The organism is Mesorhizobium sp. WSM4819, from assembly GCF_055811215.1.
This window is the reverse complement of record NZ_JBVVQO010000017.1, coordinates 42,087-61,961: the sequence shown is the minus strand read 5'-3', so window position 1 is coordinate 61,961 and position 19,875 is coordinate 42,087. Positions and strand designations below refer to the sequence as shown.

Annotated in this window: 18 protein-coding genes and 2 pseudogenes; 12 read left to right on the top strand and 8 right to left on the bottom strand. The window is 61.5% G+C overall.

Translation table 11 applies throughout. From position 1 onward, the window contains the following. Positions 1-65: 65 nt before the first annotated feature. The gene (locus AC0L18_RS17200; protein ID WP_473493434.1) at positions 66-1,838 is read left to right on the top strand and encodes an AMP-binding protein; all 1,773 of its coding nucleotides are present in this window, start codon (positions 66-68) and stop codon (positions 1,836-1,838) included. Positions 1,839-1,898: 60 nt separating this feature from the next. Here the strand turns inward: AC0L18_RS17200 and AC0L18_RS17195 are convergent, their stop codons facing one another. The 6 genes from AC0L18_RS17195 to AC0L18_RS17170 form a co-directional block, all read right to left on the bottom strand. Further along, positions 1,899-2,423, bottom strand: a complete 525-nt coding sequence (locus AC0L18_RS17195) for a hypothetical protein (RefSeq protein WP_473493433.1) — start codon at positions 2,421-2,423, stop codon at positions 1,899-1,901. Positions 2,424-2,621: 198 nt separating this feature from the next. Continuing rightward, complete coding sequence (locus AC0L18_RS17190) at positions 2,622-2,789, bottom strand: hypothetical protein (RefSeq protein ID WP_473493432.1); 168 nt, start codon at positions 2,787-2,789, stop codon at positions 2,622-2,624. Between the two features lie 24 nt (positions 2,790-2,813). After that, entirely contained in the window at positions 2,814-4,235 is a 1,422-nt protein-coding gene (locus tag AC0L18_RS17185) for a TRAP transporter large permease (protein ID WP_473493431.1), read from the bottom strand. Next, entirely contained in the window at positions 4,232-4,879 is a 648-nt protein-coding gene (locus AC0L18_RS17180; RefSeq protein ID WP_027152428.1) for a TRAP transporter small permease subunit, read from the bottom strand. Before AC0L18_RS17180 ends, AC0L18_RS17185 begins: the two co-directional genes overlap by 4 nt. Positions 4,880-4,949: 70 nt before the next feature. Next, positions 4,950-6,080, bottom strand: coding sequence for a TRAP transporter substrate-binding protein (locus tag AC0L18_RS17175; RefSeq protein ID WP_473493429.1), 1,131 nt, complete (start codon positions 6,078-6,080; stop codon positions 4,950-4,952). Positions 6,081-6,327: 247 nt separating this feature from the next. Continuing rightward, positions 6,328-7,236, bottom strand: a complete 909-nt coding sequence (locus AC0L18_RS17170; protein WP_473493428.1) for a hydrogen peroxide-inducible genes activator — start codon at positions 7,234-7,236, stop codon at positions 6,328-6,330. A gap of 160 nt (positions 7,237-7,396) precedes the next feature. Here AC0L18_RS17170 and katG point away from each other — a divergent pair, with 160 nt between their 5' ends. Next, on the top strand, positions 7,397-9,598 hold the full coding sequence (gene katG, locus AC0L18_RS17165) for a catalase/peroxidase HPI (RefSeq protein ID WP_473493426.1): 2,202 nt from the start codon (positions 7,397-7,399) through the stop codon (positions 9,596-9,598). Positions 9,599-9,667: 69 nt separating this feature from the next. Here katG and AC0L18_RS17160 read toward each other — a convergent pair whose 3' ends face one another. Beyond that, the gene (locus tag AC0L18_RS17160) at positions 9,668-10,345 is read right to left on the bottom strand and encodes an MIP/aquaporin family protein (protein WP_473493425.1); all 678 of its coding nucleotides are present in this window, start codon (positions 10,343-10,345) and stop codon (positions 9,668-9,670) included. Between the two features lie 289 nt (positions 10,346-10,634). Here AC0L18_RS17160 and AC0L18_RS17155 point away from each other — a divergent pair, with 289 nt between their 5' ends. The 5 genes from AC0L18_RS17155 (at position 10,635) to AC0L18_RS17135 (ending at position 16,350) form a co-directional block, all read left to right on the top strand. Continuing rightward, positions 10,635-11,921: an RsmB/NOP family class I SAM-dependent RNA methyltransferase gene (locus AC0L18_RS17155; protein WP_473493424.1), complete on the top strand. Its 1,287-nt coding sequence runs from the start codon at positions 10,635-10,637 to the stop codon at positions 11,919-11,921. 96 nt (positions 11,922-12,017) lie between these two features. Further along, positions 12,018-12,476 carry a PaaI family thioesterase gene (locus AC0L18_RS17150; RefSeq protein WP_023800372.1) on the top strand — a complete coding sequence of 153 codons (459 nt, stop codon included), beginning with the start codon at positions 12,018-12,020 and terminating at the stop codon, positions 12,474-12,476. 4 nt (positions 12,477-12,480) lie between these two features. Continuing rightward, positions 12,481-13,143, top strand: coding sequence for a 5'-methylthioadenosine/S-adenosylhomocysteine nucleosidase (locus AC0L18_RS17145; RefSeq protein WP_473493422.1), 663 nt, complete (start codon positions 12,481-12,483; stop codon positions 13,141-13,143). A 56-nt stretch (positions 13,144-13,199) separates the two neighbouring features. Then, a complete protein-coding gene (gene guaA / locus AC0L18_RS17140; RefSeq protein WP_287219789.1) occupies positions 13,200-14,777 on the top strand; it encodes a glutamine-hydrolyzing GMP synthase in 1,578 nt (525 codons plus the stop codon). A 319-nt stretch (positions 14,778-15,096) separates the two neighbouring features. Next, complete coding sequence (locus AC0L18_RS17135) at positions 15,097-16,350, top strand: tyrosine-type recombinase/integrase (RefSeq protein WP_473493421.1); 1,254 nt, start codon at positions 15,097-15,099, stop codon at positions 16,348-16,350. Here the strand turns inward: AC0L18_RS17135 and AC0L18_RS17130 are convergent. Further along, positions 16,331-16,690, bottom strand: coding sequence for a helix-turn-helix transcriptional regulator (locus AC0L18_RS17130; protein WP_473493420.1), 360 nt, complete (start codon positions 16,688-16,690; stop codon positions 16,331-16,333). The two genes, AC0L18_RS17135 and AC0L18_RS17130, sit on opposite strands and share 20 nt — an antisense overlap. Before the next feature lie 951 nt (positions 16,691-17,641). Between AC0L18_RS17130 and AC0L18_RS17125 the strand changes: the two are divergent. The 5 genes and pseudogenes from AC0L18_RS17125 to AC0L18_RS17105 form a co-directional block, all read left to right on the top strand. After that, a pseudogene (locus AC0L18_RS17125) lies at positions 17,642-17,755 on the top strand (IS3 family transposase); the annotation flags it as partial. Positions 17,756-17,795: 40 nt separating this feature from the next. Further along, positions 17,796-18,059 carry a hypothetical protein gene (locus AC0L18_RS17120; RefSeq protein ID WP_473493419.1) on the top strand — a complete coding sequence of 88 codons (264 nt, stop codon included), beginning with the start codon at positions 17,796-17,798 and terminating at the stop codon, positions 18,057-18,059. A 451-nt stretch (positions 18,060-18,510) separates the two neighbouring features. Continuing rightward, entirely contained in the window at positions 18,511-18,690 is a 180-nt protein-coding gene (locus AC0L18_RS17115) for a hypothetical protein (RefSeq protein WP_473493417.1), read from the top strand. 163 nt (positions 18,691-18,853) lie between these two features. Next, positions 18,854-19,442: pseudogene (locus tag AC0L18_RS17110) on the top strand (DDE-type integrase/transposase/recombinase); the annotation flags it as partial. Positions 19,443-19,477: 35 nt separating this feature from the next. Continuing rightward, the gene (locus tag AC0L18_RS17105) at positions 19,478-19,633 is read left to right on the top strand and encodes a hypothetical protein (RefSeq protein WP_473493503.1); all 156 of its coding nucleotides are present in this window, start codon (positions 19,478-19,480) and stop codon (positions 19,631-19,633) included. Positions 19,634-19,875: the final 242 nt, after the last annotated feature.

Genomic DNA, 19,875 nt, shown 5'->3' with positions numbered 1-19,875 from the left:
CATCAACGGGATTTCCACCATCCCGGCAGGCTGATAGACTCGGGTCGCCTGCGGAGGAGACGGCAATGCCGATCAATCTCGACGAGTTGAAGAATGCCACCAGCCTGCGCGGCCGCCGCCCGGGCAATGGAGCCACGTTTGTCGCGCCGGTCGACGGCAGGGCGCATGTGTCGGGCGAGCGCACCGTGCCGCTGCTGCAGCAAACGATCCCGGCGCTGCTTTCGGACACCGTCAGCAAATACGGCACGCTCGATGCCGCCGTCTTCGTCGACCAGGACAAGCGCTTCACCTGGAGCGAACTTTCAGACACGGTGGATGCGCTGGCCGCAGGCTTCCTGGCGCTTGGCCTTGAAAAAGGCGACCGCGTCGGCATCTGGTCGCCAAACCGCTGGGAATGGCTGGTGACGCAATTCGCCACCGCCCGCATCGGCCTGATCCTGGTCAACATCAACCCGGCTTATCGGTTGACCGAACTCGACTATGCGCTGAACAAGGTCGCTTGCCGAGCGCTGGTCACGGCCGTCAAATTCAAGAGCTCCGACTATCTCGGCATGATCGAGACGCTGGCGCCGGAGATCGCGACGGCGACGCCGGGCGAGCTCGATGCGAAAAAATTGCCGGCGCTAAAAATCGTCATCCGCATGGGCGAGGAGCATTCGCCCGGCATGCTCAATTTCACCGACGTGCTGGCGATGGGCGGGCGCGACGAGCATGACAGCCTCGACCGGATCTCCGAGGGGCTGAAACCCGGCGATGCCATCAACATCCAGTTCACCTCAGGCACGACAGGCGCGCCCAAGGGCGCGACGCTGACCCACAACAACATCGTCAACAACGGCAATTTCGTCACCTCGGCGATCAGGCTCACCGTCGACGACCGGCTGTGCATCCCGGTGCCGCTCTATCACTGCTTCGGCATGTCGATGGGCACGATCGGCTGCGTCACCAAGGGCGCGACGATGGTTTTCCCGGGCGAGGGGTTTGATGCCGGCGCCACGCTGAGAGCGGTGGCGGGTGAGCGCTGCACCGGCCTCTATGGCGTGCCGACCATGTTCGTCGGCCTGCTCGACCATCCGGATTTCGACACCTTTGATCTCACCAGCCTGCGCACCGGCATCATGGCCGGCTCGCCGTGCCCGATCGAGGTGATGAAGAAGGTGGTCTCGCTGATGCACATGGCGGAGGTGACAATCGCCTATGGCATGACCGAGACCAGCCCGGTGTCGTTCCAGAGCAGCGTCGACGACCCGCTGGAAAAGCGCGTCTCGACCGTCGGCCGCGTCCACCCCCATGTCGAGGTGAAGGCGATCGATGCCGATGGCGCGACCGTTGCGGTCGGCGCGCCGGGCGAACTCTGCACGCGCGGCTATTCGGTGATGAAGGGCTATTGGGACGACGAGGAAAAAACCCGCGAGGCGATCGATCCCGACGGCTGGATGCACACCGGCGACCTCGCCACCATCGACGCCGAGGGTTATTGCAACATCGTCGGCCGGGTCAAGGATATGGTCATCCGCGGCGGCGAGAACGTCTATCCGCGCGAGGTCGAGGAATTTCTCTACCGCCACCCCAAGGTCAGGGAAGTGCAGGTGTTCGGCATCCCCGACCCGAAATTTGGCGAGGAGCTTTGTGCCTGGATCGTGCTCAAGCCGGGCCAGACCGCCACCGACCAGGAGATCAAGGCCTTCTGCGCCGGCCAGATCGCCCATTACAAGATCCCGCGCCACATCCGCTTCCGCACCGAATTGCCGATGACGGTGACCGGCAAGCCGCAGAAGTTTCTCATGCGCGAGGCGATGGTTGACGAACTCGGCCTGGTGACGCCGAAGACGGCTTGAAGCGGGGTGTGAGCACTCTTTCCGCTTCAATCCGACTGTGCCAGCTCGGTGCTGGCAAGGCTAAACCGCCGGTCCTTCGAGCCCGCTTCTCTCGTGCGACTTCCACAGGTACCAGCCGAGGACGGTACCGAAGAAGAATGTGTGGGCAATGAACTGCACGACCGGGCTTGCTTGCAGGAACCAGGGGAATGCGATCGGCGCGATCACATAGAAATTGACGAGCCACAAGGCGAGGCCAAAGATGCTGCCGAGACCGATGAAGGCTGCTCGCCCTCGCAGCATTGCGGCAATCTCCCCGAACACGATCCCGTAGGCGATGGCGAGGATCAAATGTACGACCACGCCGGCGATGCTGGCCGTCAAGAGCGGGTAGCCGGGATCGAGGGCTTCCGGTCCAAGCGCGATGGCGCCGATCATGCGCAGGGGCATGAAGAACGCTTCCGCCCCCATCATGAACGCACTCGCCGCCATTTCGAATGCCGCAAAGACGAGGCCAGCGACGATGCCCCCATCAGCCCCCTGCTGGAAACCCCATCGGATCTCGCGCGGCGTCACCGGTGTATGGATATAATCACGGTAAGCCATAGCACTGCTGCTCCCTGTTCTGGACGCAGATTCCTCCATAAAATCAATGCTGGGAACGCGTCGGCGGTTCCGGATGTCGGGTATAATTCACGAGGATTTGATTGAAGTTGATGTTTCTCGGCCGAGCTGACGGTTCGGCTCTTTGCCCGCATCGACGCTGCAGCCATGCAGCTTTCCACGACCGCCCCAAGCCGGCTGTTACCTCGCGCGAGACCACAACTGGCTCCATAGATCGTAGCCCGCAAGGAGGACGCCGATGCCGACCGCAACGCCCAGATCGGGATGTGGGACGAAACGGACTACGACGCCGAAAAACGCCAGAAAAGCTACAAACGCCAGGACGGCCAGGAAGCGGCTCAAATTCATCTGTTGTCCTCCTTTCGCCCGTCCTTAGCCCCCGTAGATCATGTTGGGCAGCCCGTACACGATCTGCGGGAAGACGTAGATGATGACCATGCACAGGATGACGATCAGCATATAGGGCATCATTCCGCGGAAAATATCCGAAAGCTGAACATGCGGCGGCGAAATGCCCTTGAGGTAGTAGGCCGACATCGCCATGGGCGGCGACAAAAAGGCCGTCTGAAGGTTGACTGCGACGAGCACGCCGAAAAACAGCGGATCGATCTCGAAATGCGCCAATAGCGGCAGGAAGATCGGAACGAAGATCACGATAATCTCCGTCCATTCCAGCGGCCAGCCCAGGATGAAGATGATGATCTGGGCGACGATCAGAAACATCAGCGGCGACATGTCGAGGCCGGTGACGAAATCGCTGATCAGTTGCTGGCCTCCCAGATAGGCAAAGACCGAGGCGAAGGTCGCGGAGCCGACGAACAGCCAGCACACCATCGCGGTGGTGCGCGCCGTCAAATAGACGGACTCCTTCAGGCGTTGCCACGTCAGGGCCCGGTAGGCGGCGGCCAGCACGACGCCGCCGAGCGCGCCGATGGCGGCAGCCTCCGAGGGCGTGGCAAGGCCGAACAGGATAGCGCCGAGCACCGCGAGTATCAGGGCCGCCAGAGGGACGAAAGAAGTCAGCAGCATCCAGCTGATTTGCAAGACCGAATAGTGCCCTACCTCGTCTCGGGTCGGCTTCGGCGCCACCTGCGGCTGCAGCACCGCCATCGTCACCACATAAATCAGATAAAGGCCGGCAAGCAGCAGTCCTGGAAGCAGGGCTGCCGCATACATACGAACTACCGACACACCCGCCGTCGCGCCATAGACGATGAGCAGAATCGACGGCGGAATGAGGATGCCTAGGGTTCCGCCCGCGCAGATCACTCCCGAGGCATAGCTGACGTCGTAACGCGCCTTCAGCATGGCGGGAAACGCCAGCAGGCCCATCAGTGTCACGACCGCGCCGACGATGCCTGTGGCCGTTGCGAAAAGGGTGCAGGTGATGAGGGCGGCGACCGCCATGGAGCCAGGAACGTGCCTGGTGGCGATATAGAGGGTGCCGAAAAGGCGCTCGATGATATTGGCCCGCTCGACGATATAGCCCATGAACAGGAACAGCGGGATGGCAGTCAGCACGTCGTTCGAAATCACGGAATAGGTCTGATTCACGAACAGATCGAAAATTCGGTTGTTGAAGAAGCCGCCGATCCAATGCTCCGCAAGCGTCCAGCCGTCGGCGCCATCCTCAACCGCGCGTTCGTAGGCGCGCCACATCCGTCCCGGATTTAAATAAGCGTAGTAGCCGAAGGCGACCCCGAGCGCCATCAAAGTGAACGCAACCGGGAAGCCAAGGAAGATCGCCAGAAGCAGAATGAGCAGCATCGCGACGGCGACCTGGGGATCGCTCATCTGTCTTCTCCGTCGCGGTCGGGTTTATTGTCGGGGTGGAGGAATGGGAGGTCGACTGCTTCCGAACCGTGATGCAGAACATCGAGCGTCTTGGCTTCCATCAGCACCTTCTCGGTCTCTTCCACGTCTTCCGCCGCGCGCGGCCATGTTCCGGTTCGCAGGCAGACGACGCAGCGGAACACCTGGGCAATCCCCTGCACGAAGAGCAGGATGCCTGCCGCCACGATGACTGCCTTGAACTGAAAGATCGGAATCCCGGCCGGACTGTTCGAGCTTACCTCGAGATAGCGGAAGCTGCGCGCGGCATACTTCCAGCCGGCCAGAATCAGCGCCGTGACGCCTGGGAAGAAGAAGATGATGTAGAGGACAAGTTCGACCGCCGCTTGCACGCGCGGCCTCCACAGACGGTAGATGAAATCGCCGCGCACGTGCCCGTCCCGCGACAAGGTGTAGGCGCCGGCCATCATGAACATCGTGCCGTAGAGCATGTAGCTGAGGTCGAATGCCCATGCGGTCGGCGCGCTGAACAGGTATCGCACGACAACTTCATAGCTCACGCCGAGCGTCATGACGACGACGCTCCAGGCGAATACCTTGCCAAACCATGCCGAAAGTTCATCGGCGAATGCAATGTAACGGAGCATGTGCAGGGTTCCCGTCAGGTGCAATCCGGCGGTCCATAAGACCGCCGGATTGCCGAAGCGGAGGCGCGAATTAGAGCTTCAGCTTGCCGGGGAAGTGATGTTCGTAGGCCAGCGTCAAATCGGCTGAATTCATAAGCTCGTAGTAGACGACGCGTTCGACCCATTGGCGCTGGCTATCGAGCACCCGCTTCATGAACTCGTCCGCCTCCAGCGTCGGGATGATCTTGTCCCAGGCCTCGAGCTGCGCGTCGAGAATCTCCTTCGAGGTGCGGTGCACGGTGACACCGTGCTCGGTCTGCAGCTTCTGCAGGTCGGCCGAATAGCTGTCGAGGGCGAGCGCGGTGTTCGCGGTGCTGGCCGCCTCGACGCCATATTCGAGAATGGCCTTCAAATCGTCGTCGAGGTCGTCGAATACGTCCTTGTTGAACAGGAATTCGAACGACTCGCTCGCCTGATGGTAGGACGACAGGATGTAGTGCTTGGCGACGTCCTGCGAACCGAAGCGAAGGTCGGACGACGGATTGTTGAATTCGAAGGCGTCGATGACCCCACGTTCCATGGCCGGCACGATTTCACCGCCGGGCAGCTGTGCCACGCTGAGCCCAAGGTTCTGCATGAGATCGGCGGCAAGACCGACCGTCCGATACTTGAATCCCTGCAGTTCAGCCGTGGCCGTGACAGGATTCTTGAACCAGCCGAACGGCTGCGCCGGCATCGGGAAGCCATAGAAGCCGACCACGTTGAGGCCCATGATCTCCTGCGTCAGCTCGCGGTAGAGATCCTTGCCGCCGCCCTGGTGGAACCACGCGAGCATGGTGGTGGCGCTGCCGCCAAACACAGGTCCAGTTCCGAAAAGCGACGCGGCCTTGTGCTTGCCGTACCAGTAGACGGGGACGGTATGCGCGGCGTCGATGACGCCGTCATTGACGCCATCCAGCACCTGGAACGCGCCGACGACCGCACCCGCGGGCAGGAGCTCGAACTTCAGCCGGCCGCCCGACATCTTTTCGACGCGCTCTATGTACTGCCGCGCGAAATCCATCCAGATGTCCGAAGCAGGCCAGGAGGTCTGCATCTTGATGGTGACCGGCGCCTGCGCCAGCACGGCCGGGGCCGAGAGCGTCGTCGCTGCAGCCGCACCGGCGGTGATGGCGGTCGACTTTTCCAGGAACCCGCGACGCGAGATTTTCTTGTCGGACATTTACTCCTCCCATTGCTGTAAACGCTTCTGCCACAACCAGAATATGCGAACTCGCCCCTTGCGCAACCAGTTTCGCTGCCGGTGACATCGGGGCATCGGGCGCTCGGTCTGGCACAAGCGCCAATATGTTTCCGCATTCGACGATTTTTTGTAGTCGGCGCCTATCCTGTTCTGGCCTCCATAACGAATGTAGGACTGCTGCGCGGCATGCCAAGGCGGTCGGACCCTCTGGCCAATGTCCCCACCCTCACGCAGCCAGTACCGCCTCGTCCAGCCCGCGGATAATCTTGGCGAGTTCGACGCATTCGTCATGCCGGACTTTGTTGCGCCGCCAGGCGAGGCAGATCGTGCGCTGCGGCATCGGCTCCTGGAACGGAAGGATCTTCAAATCGCGCATGGCGCTGGCCGGCCCTGCCGCCATCTCCGGGATAAGCGTGACGCCGAGCCCGTGCGCCACCATCTGCAGCAGCGTCGTCAGGCTGGTCGCGCCATAGCTCGCCATTGCCACCGGCCGCACGCTGCCGCAGACGGCAAGCGCCTGTTCACGCAGGCAGTGGCCTTCCTCCAGCAGCATCAGCCTTTCCAATGCCGGGCTTTCCGGCGGCACCGGCGGCGAGGCGAAGGCTGAATCGCCGGCCGGCACGGCAAGGAAGAACCGGTCGGAGAAAAGCGGCTCGGTGATCAGTCCGGGCTGATCGAGGGGAAGGGCCGCAATGAAGGCGTCGAGCTTTCCCAGGGCGGTGTCCTCGACCAGCGAGGCGGTCATCGCTTCACGCAATTCGAGCTGCAAGGCCGGGAAATGCCGTTTTAGTTCCGGCAGCACATGCGGCAGCAGATAGGGCGCCACCGTCGGGATGATGCCGAGCCGGAAGCGCCCTTCCATGGCGGGGCGGCCGCGCCGGGCCGTGGTCTCGATCTCGCGGATGTCGGCAAGAATGCGATCGATACGTGGCAGCATGGCCAGTGCCTCGTCGGTCATCCGCACCGATTTGCCGCCGCGCTCGAACAGCCGGCAATTCAGCCGCAACTCCATTTCTGCAATCTGCGACGACAGCGCCGGCTGGCTGACGCCGGCGAGCTTCGCGGCACGGCCGAAATGCAGCGTCTGTGCTAGCGCCTCGAAATATTGCATCTGCCGGACGGTGAGACCTATCATAAGCAAAACCTATCGCAACAAACAGGAAAGGCAATTTGTTTTTATCGGCAAGGCGGCCTAGTCTGGAACCATTCCAGAATGGCGTGGCTCAGGGCCCGTCCGGAAAATCAACAATCCCGGAAATCAACAAATCCCGGAAATCAACAAGTCGGAGAGAACGATGGACGCAAAGACCGATGACACCAGCGCCGGCAAATGCCCGGTCGCGCATGGGTCGGCCGGCAGGACCAACCGTGACTGGTGGCCAAACCAGCTTGACCTTGCCGTTCTCCACCAGCAGTCGAGCGTCTCGGACCCGATGGGCGAGGACTTCGACTACGCCAAGGAGTTCAAGAGCCTCGATCTCGATGCGGTTATCAAGGACCTGCACCAGGTGATGACCGATTCGCAGGATTGGTGGCCGGCCGATTTCGGCCATTACGGCCCGCTCTTCATCCGCATGGCCTGGCACAGCGCCGGCACCTATCGTATCGGCGATGGCCGTGGCGGCGCCGGCGCCGGCCAGCAGCGTTTCGCGCCGCTCAACAGCTGGCCGGACAACGCCAATCTCGACAAGGCACGCCGGCTGCTGTGGCCAATCAAGCAGAAATACGGCAGGAAGATCTCCTGGGCCGACCTGTTGATCCTCACCGGCAACGTCGCGCTGGAATCGATGGGCTTCAAGACGTTCGGCTTCGCTGGCGGACGCGCCGATGTCTGGGAGCCCGAGCAGGACGTGGATTGGGGGTCGGAAACCAAGTGGCTCGGCGACGAGCGCTATTCCGGCGACCGCGAACTTCGGGGCCATCTCGGCGCCGTGCAGATGGGGCTGATCTACGTCAACCCGGAAGGGCCGAATGGCAAGCCCGACCCGTTGGCCTCTGCACGCGACATCCGTGAAACCTTCGCACGCATGGCCATGAACGACGAGGAAACCGTGGCGCTCATCGCCGGCGGTCACACCTTCGGCAAGACCCACGGCGCCGGCGATGCATCGCTGGTGGGGGCGGAGCCGGAAGGCGCCGGCATCGAGGCGCAGGGCCTCGGCTGGTCGAGCAAGCATGCCACCGGCATTGCCGGCGACGCCATCACCTCGGGCCTCGAGGTGACCTGGACCACGACGCCGACCAAGTGGAGCAACAACTTCTTCGATAATCTGTTCAACTACGAATGGGAACTGACCAAGAGCCCGGCCGGCGCCCATCAGTGGACGCCGAAGGGCGGCGCCGGTGCAGGCTCCGTGCCGGACGCGCACAATCCGTCGAAGCGCCGCGCGCCGGCGATGCTGACCACCGACCTCGCCCTGCGCGTCGACCCGGCCTATGAGAAGATCTCGCGGCGTTTCCATGAGAATCCGGATCACTTCGCCGATGCCTTCGCTCGCGCCTGGTTCAAGCTGACCCATCGCGACATGGGTCCGGTTGTCCGCTATCTCGGCCCGCTCGTGCCGAACGAAGAGCTGATCTGGCAGGACCCTGTCCCGGCCATCGATCACGAACTGATCAGCGAGCAGGACATCGCCTCGCTGAAGGCGAAGATCCTGGCCTCTGGCCTGTCTGTTTCCGAACTGGTCTCGACCGCCTGGGCCTCGGCCTCGACTTTCCGCGGCTCCGACAAGCGCGGCGGCTGCAACGGCGCACGCATCCGCCTGGCGCCGCAGAAGGACTGGGACGTCAATCAGCCGACCGAACTGTCGAAGGTGCTTGCACAGCTCGAAGGCGTCCAGAGCGAGTTCAACGCCGGGCAGACAGGCGACAAGAAGGTCTCGCTTGCCGACCTGATCGTTCTCGGCGGCGTCGCCGCGGTCGAGAAGGCAGCGAAGGACGGCGGCCATGACGTGGAGGTGCCTTTCACGCCAGGCCGCATGGACGCCTCGCAGGAACAGACGGATGTCCAGTCCTTCGCCGCGCTCGAGCCAAAAGTCGATGGCTTCCGCAATTATGTCCGGGGCAAGCAGCCGATGTCGGTCGAAGCGATGCTGGTCGATCGGGCGCAGCTGCTGACCTTGACGGCGCCGGAGATGACGGTGCTCGTCGGTGGGTTGCGGGTGCTCGGCGCCAACACCGGCAAGTCGAAGCACGGGGCGTTCACCGACAGGCCGGGCACGTTGACCAACGATTTTTTCGTCAACCTGCTCAGCATGGACACGGTCTGGGATCCGGCCGCCGGCTCCGATGAAGTCTACGAAGCGCGCGACCGCAAGAGCAAGGCGGTCAAGTGGACCGGCACCCGCGCAGATCTGATCTTCGGCTCGCACGCGCAGTTGCGTGCGCTTGCCGAGGTCTACGGGTCGGCGGACGCCGGGCAGAAGTTCGTTAGGGATTTCGTCGCTGCCTGGACCAAGGTGATGAACGCCGACCGCTTCGATCTTGCCCGATCCTGAGGCGGCAAGTGATTCTCTAACAAAAAGGCGCGGGCCGGGTCCCGCGCCTTTTTGTCAGACCAAAGCCTGTCAGTCCTTCTCGAAGATACGGGTCTTGGCGACCACGCCGGCGATGGCGCCGCCGATCAGGGGTGCGACGATGAACAGCCAGAGCTGGCCGATCGCCGCACTTCCCGAAAACAGCGCCGGGCCGATCGAGCGGGCCGGATTGAGCGATGTGCCGGTCACCGGAATGATGGCGAAGTGCAGTCCCGCCAGCGTCAGGCCGATGACGAGGCCAGCAAAGGCCGTCGCGTGGCTGCCGCTGGTGACGCCGAGGATCACCGTGACAAAGGTGAAGGTTCCGATCAGTTCCCACAGAAACGCCGAGCTGACACCCCATTTCGTCGCATCCCAGCCATTGGCGCCGAAGCCGCCGGTATGGCCGCCGACCTGCCCGGAGACGATGATCCACAGCGCCAGCGACGCAATGATGGCGCCGATGACCTGCGCGATCCAGTAGGGGATGACGTCCTTGGCCTCCATTCGGCCGGCGAGGAACACGCCGATCGTCACCGCCGGGTTGAGATGTGCGCCCGAGATCGGGCCGATGGCATAAGCCGCCGCGATCAGGCCGATGCCGAATGCCAGACCGATGCCTTCCTGGCCGAGCGGAAGCGCGCCGCCGAAGCCGCCCGTTACCACGGAAGCCGTGCCGATGAACACCAGTAGAAATGTGCCTAGAACTTCCGCCATGTAAGTCTTCATTGCCCTCTCCTTGTAATTTCCCGCCGATCCGCTTGCAGTTCTTGGCGAATCACGCAGCGGAAGACTATCGCAACTTCAAAAGTTTGAAAGCATAGCAATGCGAGGGTCGCTGAAATCAAGAGAGCTGCGTTTGATCTGGCGTTCTCACGGGGAGAGGGTCAGGGTGAGGGGGCAGCGCAAACCTGAAGCGAGCGCCCTCTGCCCGCAAGACTCTCCCCGCTTGTGTGCGCCGGTCGCGCGCTTTAGAGCAGGACCCCGGAATTGATTTGCTGAGTAACGGAATAACAAGATGCGACTGGGCGGACGGCTGGCAGCAGCCATCGAAGTGCTGGAGGACATCGGCCGGCGACACCGGCCGGTCGCCGATGCGCTGAAGGATTGGGGCCTGTCGCACCGCTTCGCCGGCGGCGGCGATCGCGCCGCGATCGGCAACATCGTCTACGACGCGCTGCGGCGAAAGCGCTCGGCCGGCTGGCCGTTGGGCGAAGATACGCCGCGCGCCATCGGTTTTGGCGCGCTGCTGCTCGAATGGAACCAGACGGCGCAGTCGTTGAACGAAGCGCTCGACGGTGACAAGTTTGCGCCGCCGCTGTTGAACGACGATGAGTTGAAGGCGGTTGCCGGCCGCCGGCTCGACGATGCGCCGCCGGCGGTGCGCGCCGATATTCCGGATTGGTGCGAACCGCTTTTCGAGCAGGCCTTCGGTGCCAGATGGGTCGATGAAGGTGCGGCGCTGGCGACCCGCCCGCCACTCGACCTCAGGGTCAACACGCTGAAGGCCGATCGCAACAAGGTGCTCGCCGAACTGGCCGAGACCGGCGCCAAGGCTGCACGAATTGCGCCGCACGGCATCCGCATCCCGCCGATCGCGGGCGACGGCAGGCACCCGAACGTGCAGGCCGAACCGGCCTTCCAGAAAGGCTGGTTCGAGGTTCAGGACGAAGGCTCGCAGATTGCCGCCACGCTGGCTGGCGCCGAGGCCGGGATGCAGGTTCTCGACTTTTGCGCCGGAGCCGGCGGCAAGACGCTGGCCTTGTCGGCGGCAATGGACAATCGCGGCCAGGTGTTTGCCCATGATTCCGAAAAAGCGCGGCTGGCGCCGATCTTCGACCGCATCCGCCGCTCGGAAAACCGCAACGTGCAAATCGTCACCAAGCCGACGGAACTAAGCCCCCTCGCGGGCCAAATCGACATCGTCGTGGTCGACGCGCCCTGCACCGGCAGCGGCACCTGGCGGCGCCGGCCCGATGCAAAATGGCGGCTGACGCAGAAGCAGCTTGATGCGCGCAAGGGCGAGCAATCGGCGATCCTCGATGTCGCCAAAACCTTCGTCAAACCGGGCGGGCTGCTGGTCTACATCACCTGCTCGGTGTTCGACGAGGAGAATGGCGAGCAGGTCGCTGCCTTCAGGGATCGTAACAGCGGCTTTGTCCCGGTCGATCACCGCCAGCTCTGGGACACCCGCTTTCCGGGCCACGAGGCAGCAGCGCGTATCGGCGCAGGCGGCATTTCGCTGTCGCCGGCGTTGAGCGGTACCGATGGGTTTTATGTCTGCGCACTGCGCAAGGATGGCTGAACCTTGCCGGCGGGCTGATTGCTGCAGTGCAGCAATAGCGATTGCCTGCCGCTCATACCTCTGCAATAAGCTTTTCTGACAGGAGCGTGACAAGCTATGGCAGCAGAGATCGTACCCGCCCCCAATTATGAGGATCGTGTCAGGACGTCCTTCGCGCGCCAGAACGCCATGATGACGATCGGCGCCGAGCTGACGTTGGTGACGCCGGGCATCATCGAGATCGAGATGCCCTATTCGGCGGCGCTGACTCAGCAGCATGGCTTCCTCCATGCCGGCGTCATTTCGACGGCCCTGGACTCGGCCTGCGGCTATGCCGCGTTTTCGCTGATGCCGGAAAGCTCCAGTGTGCTGACCATCGAGTTCAAGGTCAATCTGCTGGCGCCGGGCCGCGGCGAGCGTTTTCTGTTCCGCGGCTCGGTGACCAAGCCCGGCCGCACCATCATCGTTGCCGACGGCCAGGCCTATGCCTTCGCCGTCGACGGCGAGGCCAAGCTGATCGCCACCATGACTGGAACGATGATGACGGTGGTCGGTCGCGATGGCATCGAAGGCTGATCCGATGCGCAAGGCCGTCAGAATTGCCGGCAGGGGCGTCCTCTTCGTGATGGCGGCGCAGGCCGAATACGGGCCGCATCTGCAGCGGCTGTTCACCCCTGTCATGACAGGGGTGGGGCCGGTCGAAGCGGGTGTCAGGTTGGGCGCGGAACTGTCATGGCTCAAATCTGAAAAGGCGCTGCCGGATCTCGTCGTGTCGCTCGGTTCGGCCGGCAGCCGGACACTGGAACAAACGGAAATCTACCAGGCCGTTTCGGTCGCCTACCGCGACATCGACGCCTCGCCATTGGGCTTCGAGAAGGGCGCGACGCCGTTTCTCGACCTGCCGGTGACGGTGCCGCTGCCGTTCAGGATTCCAGGCATAGGCGAGGCGACGCTGTCGACGGGCGCGGCGATCATCTCCGGCAGCGCCTATGATGCGATTGGCGAGGACATGGTCGATATGGAGACCTTCGCCTGCCTGCGTGCCTGCCAATTGTTCGGCGTGCCGCTCGTCGGCCTGCGCGGCATTTCCGACGGGGCTGCCGATCTCAGGCATGTCGGCGACTGGAAGGAGTATCTCCATGTCATCGACGAGAGGCTGGCGGACGCGGTGACGCGGCTGGAACAGGCGATTGGCTCCGATGCGCTGCAGTTTGGACCATCGCATGACGCGGAAACGGAGTGAGGGAGACGCCTTCGCAACCCATTGCGCCGACTCGTTTCTTTCTCTAAACGCTCGCCATGAAGATAGCCAATCGTCCCGACACCGTCCTGCCCGACACCGTCCTGATTGTCGATTTCGGCAGCCAGTTCACGCAGCTCATCGCCAGGCGCATCCGCGAGGCCGGCGTCTTTTCCGAGATCGTGCCGTTCCAGTCGGCCGAAGCGGCGTTCAGGCGCATCAATCCGAAGGCGGTGATCCTCTCCGGCGGCCCGGCCTCGACCGGCGACATCGGCAGCCCGCGCGCGCCGCAGATTGTCTTCGACGCCGGCGTGCCGGTGCTCGGCATCTGCTATGGCCAGATGGCCATGTGCGTGCAGATGGGCGGCGTCGCCGAAAGCTCCGACCATCGCGAATTCGGCCGTGCCTTCGTCGAGATCCAGAAGGACAGCCCGCTGTTCGAGGGCCTGTGGGCGCCCGGTCAGCGCCATCAGGTGTGGATGAGCCATGGCGACCGCGTCATCTCGCTGCCCAAGGGATTCGAGGTGTTCGGCAAATCGGAAGGCTCGCCCTTCGCCATCTTCGGCAATGTCGAGCGCAAGATGTATGGCATCATGTTCCACCCCGAAGTGGTGCACACGCCGGACGGCGCCCGGCTGCTGCAAAACTTCGTCCACAAGATCGCCGGCATCGAAGGCGACTGGACGATGCGCGCCTACCGCGAGCACGCGGTCGAGACGATCCGCAAGCAGGTCGGCAAGGGCAAGGTCATCTGCGCTCTTTCGGGCGGCGTCGATTCCTCGGTCGCAGCACTCCTGATCCACGAGGCGGTCGGCGACCAGCTCACCTGCATCCTTGTCGACCACGGGCTGATGCGCAAGGACGAGGCATCAGGCGTGGTCGAGATGTTTCGCCAGCACTACAATCTGCCGCTCATCCTGGTCGACGCCTCGGATCGCTTTATCGGCGCGCTCGAGGGCGAGTCGGATCCGGAAAAGAAGCGCAAGACCATTGGCCGGCTGTTCATCGAGGTGTTCGAGGAAGAGGCCGAGAAACTCGGCGGCGCCGATTTCCTGGCGCAGGGCACGCTCTACCCCGACGTCATCGAAAGCGTCTCCTTCACCGGCGGCCCGTCGGTGACGATCAAGTCGCACCACAATGTCGGCGGCCTGCCCGAGCGCATGAACATGCAACTGGTCGAGCCGCTGCGCGAACTGTTCAAGGACGAGGTCAGGGTGCTCGGCAAGGAACTCGGCCTGCCCGACAGCTTCGTCGGCCGGCACCCGTTTCCCGGACCCGGTCTTGCCATCCGCTGCCCGGGCGGCATCACCCGCGAAAAGCTGGAGATCCTGCGCGAGGCCGATGCCATTTATCTCGACGAGATCCGCAAGGCCGGCCTCTATGACGCCATCTGGCAGGCCTTCGCCGTGCTGCTGCCGGTGCAGACCGTCGGCGTCATGGGCGACGGCCGCACCTATGAATTCGTCTGCGCGCTGCGCGCCGTCACCTCGGTCGACGGCATGACGGCGGATTTCTACCACTACGACATGGCGTTCCTGGGCGCCGCCGCCACCCGCATCATCAACGAGGTGCGCGGCATCAACCGCGTCGTCTACGACGTGACGAGCAAGCCGCCCGGCACAATCGAGTGGGAATAAAGGTGAACCATTCGCGAGCTTTCGGTAACCATCGAACAGAGTTGTATAAGCCTCTGAAACAACTTTAGTTTTCCTTACTCCATTTATCGCCATCTATCGCCTCGAAGCGGAATCAATTGGCGGTAAATTTGACGGCATGCGTTTCTGCCTTCTCTTTCATGCCATGCGATACCGTCGTCCCGCCGATTGCAAAGCGCACTCTCTTCTTGCCCATCAAAGCATTGAAATTCAAAGATTATTCCTAAACAGTTGACGGTAAAATCAATGACGGTAAAATTGGCGTCCGAGAAACCCAAGTTGTGATCCGATCCTCGTCATTATGTTAACAGATGTTGCCCTTAAGCGACTGAAACCAAAGCACAAAATGTACAAAGTTGCCGACCGTGACGGTATGTACGCGGCGGTGTCTCCGACTGGGCAGATTGCGTTTCGGTACGACTACCGGACGAATGGTCGGAGAGAGACTGTGACGCTGGGCCGATATGGGAACGGAGGCCTCACGCTGGCAGAGGCGCGCGACCGCTGCCTTGCCGCGCGAAAAATGGTGGCAGCCGGAAAGTCGCCGGCGCATGAAAAGCAGCGCGACAAGCGTCGCCTGTCAGCCACGGCGAGTTTCGGGGATGAAGGCAAGCGCTGGTTCAAGGAAGCGAAGATGGCGGATAGCACCCGCTCGATGCGCGAGGCCATTTTCGATCGCGACATTCTGCCGATTTGGGAGAAAAGACAATTAACCGAGATAACACCTGACGACTTGCGGGCGCTCTGCGCAAAGGTGAAGGACCGTGGTGCGCCGGCAACCGCTGTTCATATCCGCGATATCGTGAAGCAGATATATAGCTTTGCCATTCTGCACGGGGAGAAGATCGCCAACCCCGCGGACGAGGTGGGACCGGCCTCAATTGCCACGTTCGAGGCGAAAGACCGTGCTCTGTCGCCTACAGAAATCCGGATAATGCTGAAAGAGTTGGAAAGCGTGCCGACGCTGCCGACCATTCGGCTCGGCCTAAAGTTCATCCTGCTCACGATGGTCCGGAAGAGTGAACTACTCGAGGCGACTTGGGACGAGGTCGATTTCCAGAACGCCGTCTGGAGCATCCCAAAAGAGCGAATGAAACGGAAGAAGCCGCATAACGTCTACCTGTCACGCCAGTCCCTCGACATCATGATCGCGCTCAAGACTTGCGCGGCGAACTCCCGATATGTGCTGCCGTCCCGCTACGATGCCGACGAGCCCATGTCGCGCGCGACCTTCAATCGGGTAACCACGGCGATTGTCGAGCGGGCAAAGAAGCAAGACTTTCCGCTCGCGCATTTCACGGTGCACGACCTTCGGCGCACCGGTTCAACACTCCTGAATGAGATCGGATTTAATCGCGACTGGATTGAGAAATGCCTGGCCCACGACGACAGCCGGTCCTCTCGAGGTGTCTACAACAGAGCTGAATATGAGCTGCAGCGTCGTCATATGCTGCAGGAATGGGCGGACATGATCCATGCGTGGGCGGCAGGCAAAAAGCACACCCCCACACTTCAGCCCCCTGCGGAGGCAGCGATTATCCTTGATCCGACTTGACAGGTCGCGTCTTTCGGAGTCTTACGTCAGGAGCAGGGCTGGTCTCGATTTTTCCGGCAGATGACGCATTCCGCCGCTCCTCGATCCAAGCTTCGACTTCTGCCAAGTCCCAGACAACGCAGCGGGGAGTGAGATTGAAGCGTCGTGGGAACTCGCCACGCTGTTCCATCTCATAAACAGTCGTATCCGATAGCGGAACGATTTCTCGCAGCTGCGACCGGCGAACAGTTCGCACTACTCGACACGACCCGATGTGTGGCAGAACCGGAAGTGGGTCCGGCTGCCCAATTTCGATGCCCTTGAATTTATCGACTTCGGAAGACGGCTGCCGTTTGATCATTTGCGTGACCGGGATGGGTTGCCTTGCTGGCCAACAATCGCGCAACTTTTCGAGGTTTCGTACAGCCCTCAATTGCGACCACGTATCCTTGCCTACTGACGTGAAGACTCAAGGGCATTCCACTGCGGATTATGTCGGGACCGCACCACCAATGGGATCCATCGAGCAGGCTCTCCATAAGATCCGACAGGCGATCCTCGCTGCCGGCTTGTCGAGGCCCGAATATCTCAAGCTGCGCGCTTACAATGACCTTGCGCCAATTGACGCGTTAATCGGCCGGCGCGGATAGATCGCAGCGGAGGGGAAGCGCCGCGAGATTACGCTCACAGCCGCGAGAACGCGAAGGCCGCCGGCTTCGCAGTTATGCCGTCGCCGATCTCACCAATAATGAGAGATGCCGACATGGACAGCGAGACTTGGTCGTTGGTTCAACGGCAGCAGGCTCGGCGGTCGCAACGGCTACCTTGGCAAATGCTGGGATGAGAAACGTTGCATCGCCAACATCTTCATCGAAGATGTGCGCGCATACTTCGAATTCCTGCGTGCCAGGCGTGGCTGATCGCGGAGAACTACAGAACAGCCGATGCCGACCGCCAAAAGGAAAGACAATGAAGGCGAGCATAGTTCCCGCTCCGCTTGGTTGTCTGCGGAACCGGACCGAGTGTTGGAAAATGAAAGTTGGGGACAGTGCTCTCCGGCAGTTGATTGCAGACGTATCACAATGCGTATTACGCCAACTCAACCACGCGGGGAAAATCGATGGCAAAGAAACCTAATGAGACTACGAGCAAGAAAATTGCTTCTACGGCATCCAAGTTGCTTCGTTCTAAGAGCTCCTCAAAGGCAGTCAAATCGGTCGCGGGATCCGCTCTTACGCAAAGGGTGAAAAAGAAGAAATAGCGCCGGTTTGACAGACATGAAGCAGTTCTTTGGCCTCATTCAGAAGCGCGCCAACTGTCAGACGCCCGTCGCCTGAAGGCGCTGAAGGACGAGAACGCGCGGCTCAAGAAGCTGCTGGCGGAGCAGATGCTCGACAATGGGATTCTGAAGGATGCCGCCGCAAAAATGTTTGGGCCCGTCCGGGCAAGGTGTCGCGAGATCGCGAATGACCTATGAAAGGGCCGATACGTGGCCAGCGCATTGCGCCGATCATCATCTTCGCCGCCAGCATCGAACATCACCTGGGGAGCGGGGGTTGTGGAAGTTCAACGGCGTCAATCCAAAGGGCATTCGACCCGAGACCGACGCGAAGATCTCTGATTTGATCGGGATGCTTGAAACATTCGCGTCAACCCCGTCAGCGGGAGACGAGCGCACCCTTCTTCAGACATGGTGCAATGCGGCCGTTTTGCATTGCGATCAGGAATGACATCGCTCACGGCGTGCCACCAACTTGGGAGATACGCTGAAATTTATGAACAATCCTCGCTGGCATGGCGAGACGCGCAAGAGACCGTCCAGCGACTATGGGCCGACACTCTGTCGATCTCTTTCGCCACGCGTTCGCCGTTCTTCTGCGCGTCACTATTGGCGTTTCGACAGAGAAGATGGCGGTGATCGAGCTTGCGAACCCATCTCTGCTACGTGCCCTGCGCCGCGAATTATTCTGAGCGAGATGGCCTGCAAAGACTATAATCCGACCTTCGAGAAATACTAAATCCGCAGCGATGGCTTCCTATTTCCCCGCGAGCGCTACACTGGTCACCTTAAGAGCGACTCGGAAGGCGTGCAAGCAGGAAGGCATGGGGCCCGGCGACGGCCTGGTACAATGGCGATGAGATTAATTCCTATGCAGCAAGCTTGAGCGCTGGCGTCCCTATGTGAAAAAAGGAACGCCCGAGTCGGGCAGTACGGCAAAAGTCTGGTTCGATAATGTTTTCCACGACCTTGTTGTCGAACTGGAAAACGGTGATTCGTTGCAAAGCACCTTCGGCGTCATTTTGAAAGATGCCGCTTTTCAGGTCGAGAAGGATGCGCGCGGACGTTGCGATGCGTCGTGACCAGGGATCGTGGCCGAGCGTTGTCGGCGAGCAAACCGATCAGATCTCCGGCGCCGATTTGGACTGTGAGAATGTCGATGAATAAAGGGCTCGTCCGTTCCTACACACAAGCCGAAAATTTCACTTGGCTTGTCGACACCTACGATTTCCAGCCCACTTCGCCCGCGAGGTGCACGGGGTAAGCCAGCGTCGGGCGTGCCAGGCTCTGAACATCGACCGTTCGACGGGGCGCTACACCAGCACCCGTGCGGACGATCGCTACCGCAGGATCCACGTCATGCTGGACCGTCAGGGCATTGTGAAAAACCAGAAGAAGCTCCGGCGCCTCTACCGCGAGTGACCTGCAGGTGCGCCGGCGCGGCGGCCGCAAACGACCGCTAGGCAAACGCGCAGGCCCATGCTCGTTCCGGATCGCGCCAACACTAGGTGGGGCCTGAATTTCGTCTCCGCCAATTTCACCGACGGCCGCCGCTTCCGGGTGCTTGCCCTCATCGACGACTACACGCGGGAATGCCCGGCGCTCGCCACCGATACCTCGCTGTCCGGCCTGTGCGTGGTGCGCGAGCTGGATGCCATCATCCGCTGGCGCGGACGTCCGGCCACAATCGTCTCCGACAACGGCACCGAGCTGACCTCGATGGCGGTTCTGCGATGGTGCCTGCAGACGTTGAGTGGCATACATCGCACCCGGGCCCCCCCAGAATGCATTCGTCGAGAGCTTCAACGGGCGCTTCAGGGACGAGTGCCTCAATGGGGCGAGAACAAGAACTGTTCCTGGTGACACGCTATGGAGGACGGCCTGCTGCTCCTGGAACTTGCCCGTGATGCCAGCCGACTATTAGCGAAACAGGCGGCAAACGAGAAAAAACGCCTCCTGAATTTAGTGCTGTCGAACTGCGAATGGGATCGCGGTGAAGTTCGCGCAAACTTCAGGCAACCTTGACTTGCTTGAGAATCAGCGGCTGCAGCGGCGTCGAGCGATGCCACCAAGACGAAATTGTCCACAGGGCATCCAGTTTGGCTGGGGTTCCTGGAAGCTTTTCGAACTTTTTGGGTCGTGCCTCAGCCCGAATTGCGGTTGCTTATGGACAAAGTGGGGTACTAGATTCGGTGTTTGGATAGGTTTGAAGGCATCGACTTCTGGGACGTTCGCCCCTTGGCACTTCAGCACGACCTTACAACTGT

Excerpts from the sequence above, each read along its gene's own strand:
- AC0L18_RS17195 (WP_473493433.1), bottom strand. The coding sequence starts at position 2,423 with ATGGCTTACCGTGATTATATCCATACACCGGTGACGCCGCGCGAGATC.
- guaA (WP_287219789.1), top strand. The coding sequence starts at position 13,200 with ATGAAGATAGCCAATCGTCCCGACACCGTCCTGCCCGACACCGTCCTG.
- AC0L18_RS17120 (WP_473493419.1), top strand. The coding sequence starts at position 17,796 with ATGACCTATGAAAGGGCCGATACGTGGCCAGCGCATTGCGCCGATCAT.
- AC0L18_RS17145 (WP_473493422.1), top strand. The coding sequence starts at position 12,481 with ATGCGCAAGGCCGTCAGAATTGCCGGCAGGGGCGTCCTCTTCGTGATG.
- AC0L18_RS17160 (WP_473493425.1), bottom strand. The coding sequence starts at position 10,345 with ATGAAGACTTACATGGCGGAAGTTCTAGGCACATTTCTACTGGTGTTC.
- katG (WP_473493426.1), top strand. The coding sequence starts at position 7,397 with ATGGACGCAAAGACCGATGACACCAGCGCCGGCAAATGCCCGGTCGCG.
- AC0L18_RS17135 (WP_473493421.1), top strand. The coding sequence starts at position 15,097 with ATGTTAACAGATGTTGCCCTTAAGCGACTGAAACCAAAGCACAAAATG.
- AC0L18_RS17190 (WP_473493432.1), bottom strand. The coding sequence starts at position 2,789 with ATGAATTTGAGCCGCTTCCTGGCCGTCCTGGCGTTTGTAGCTTTTCTG.
- AC0L18_RS17200 (WP_473493434.1), top strand. The coding sequence starts at position 66 with ATGCCGATCAATCTCGACGAGTTGAAGAATGCCACCAGCCTGCGCGGC.
- AC0L18_RS17175 (WP_473493429.1), bottom strand. The coding sequence starts at position 6,080 with ATGTCCGACAAGAAAATCTCGCGTCGCGGGTTCCTGGAAAAGTCGACC.
- AC0L18_RS17130 (WP_473493420.1), bottom strand. The coding sequence starts at position 16,690 with ATGATCAAACGGCAGCCGTCTTCCGAAGTCGATAAATTCAAGGGCATC.
- AC0L18_RS17155 (WP_473493424.1), top strand. The coding sequence starts at position 10,635 with ATGCGACTGGGCGGACGGCTGGCAGCAGCCATCGAAGTGCTGGAGGAC.
- AC0L18_RS17180 (WP_027152428.1), bottom strand. The coding sequence starts at position 4,879 with ATGCTCCGTTACATTGCATTCGCCGATGAACTTTCGGCATGGTTTGGC.
- AC0L18_RS17185 (WP_473493431.1), bottom strand. The coding sequence starts at position 4,235 with ATGAGCGATCCCCAGGTCGCCGTCGCGATGCTGCTCATTCTGCTTCTG.
- AC0L18_RS17105 (WP_473493503.1), top strand. The coding sequence starts at position 19,478 with ATGGAGGACGGCCTGCTGCTCCTGGAACTTGCCCGTGATGCCAGCCGA.
- AC0L18_RS17150 (WP_023800372.1), top strand. The coding sequence starts at position 12,018 with ATGGCAGCAGAGATCGTACCCGCCCCCAATTATGAGGATCGTGTCAGG.
- AC0L18_RS17170 (WP_473493428.1), bottom strand. The coding sequence starts at position 7,236 with ATGATAGGTCTCACCGTCCGGCAGATGCAATATTTCGAGGCGCTAGCA.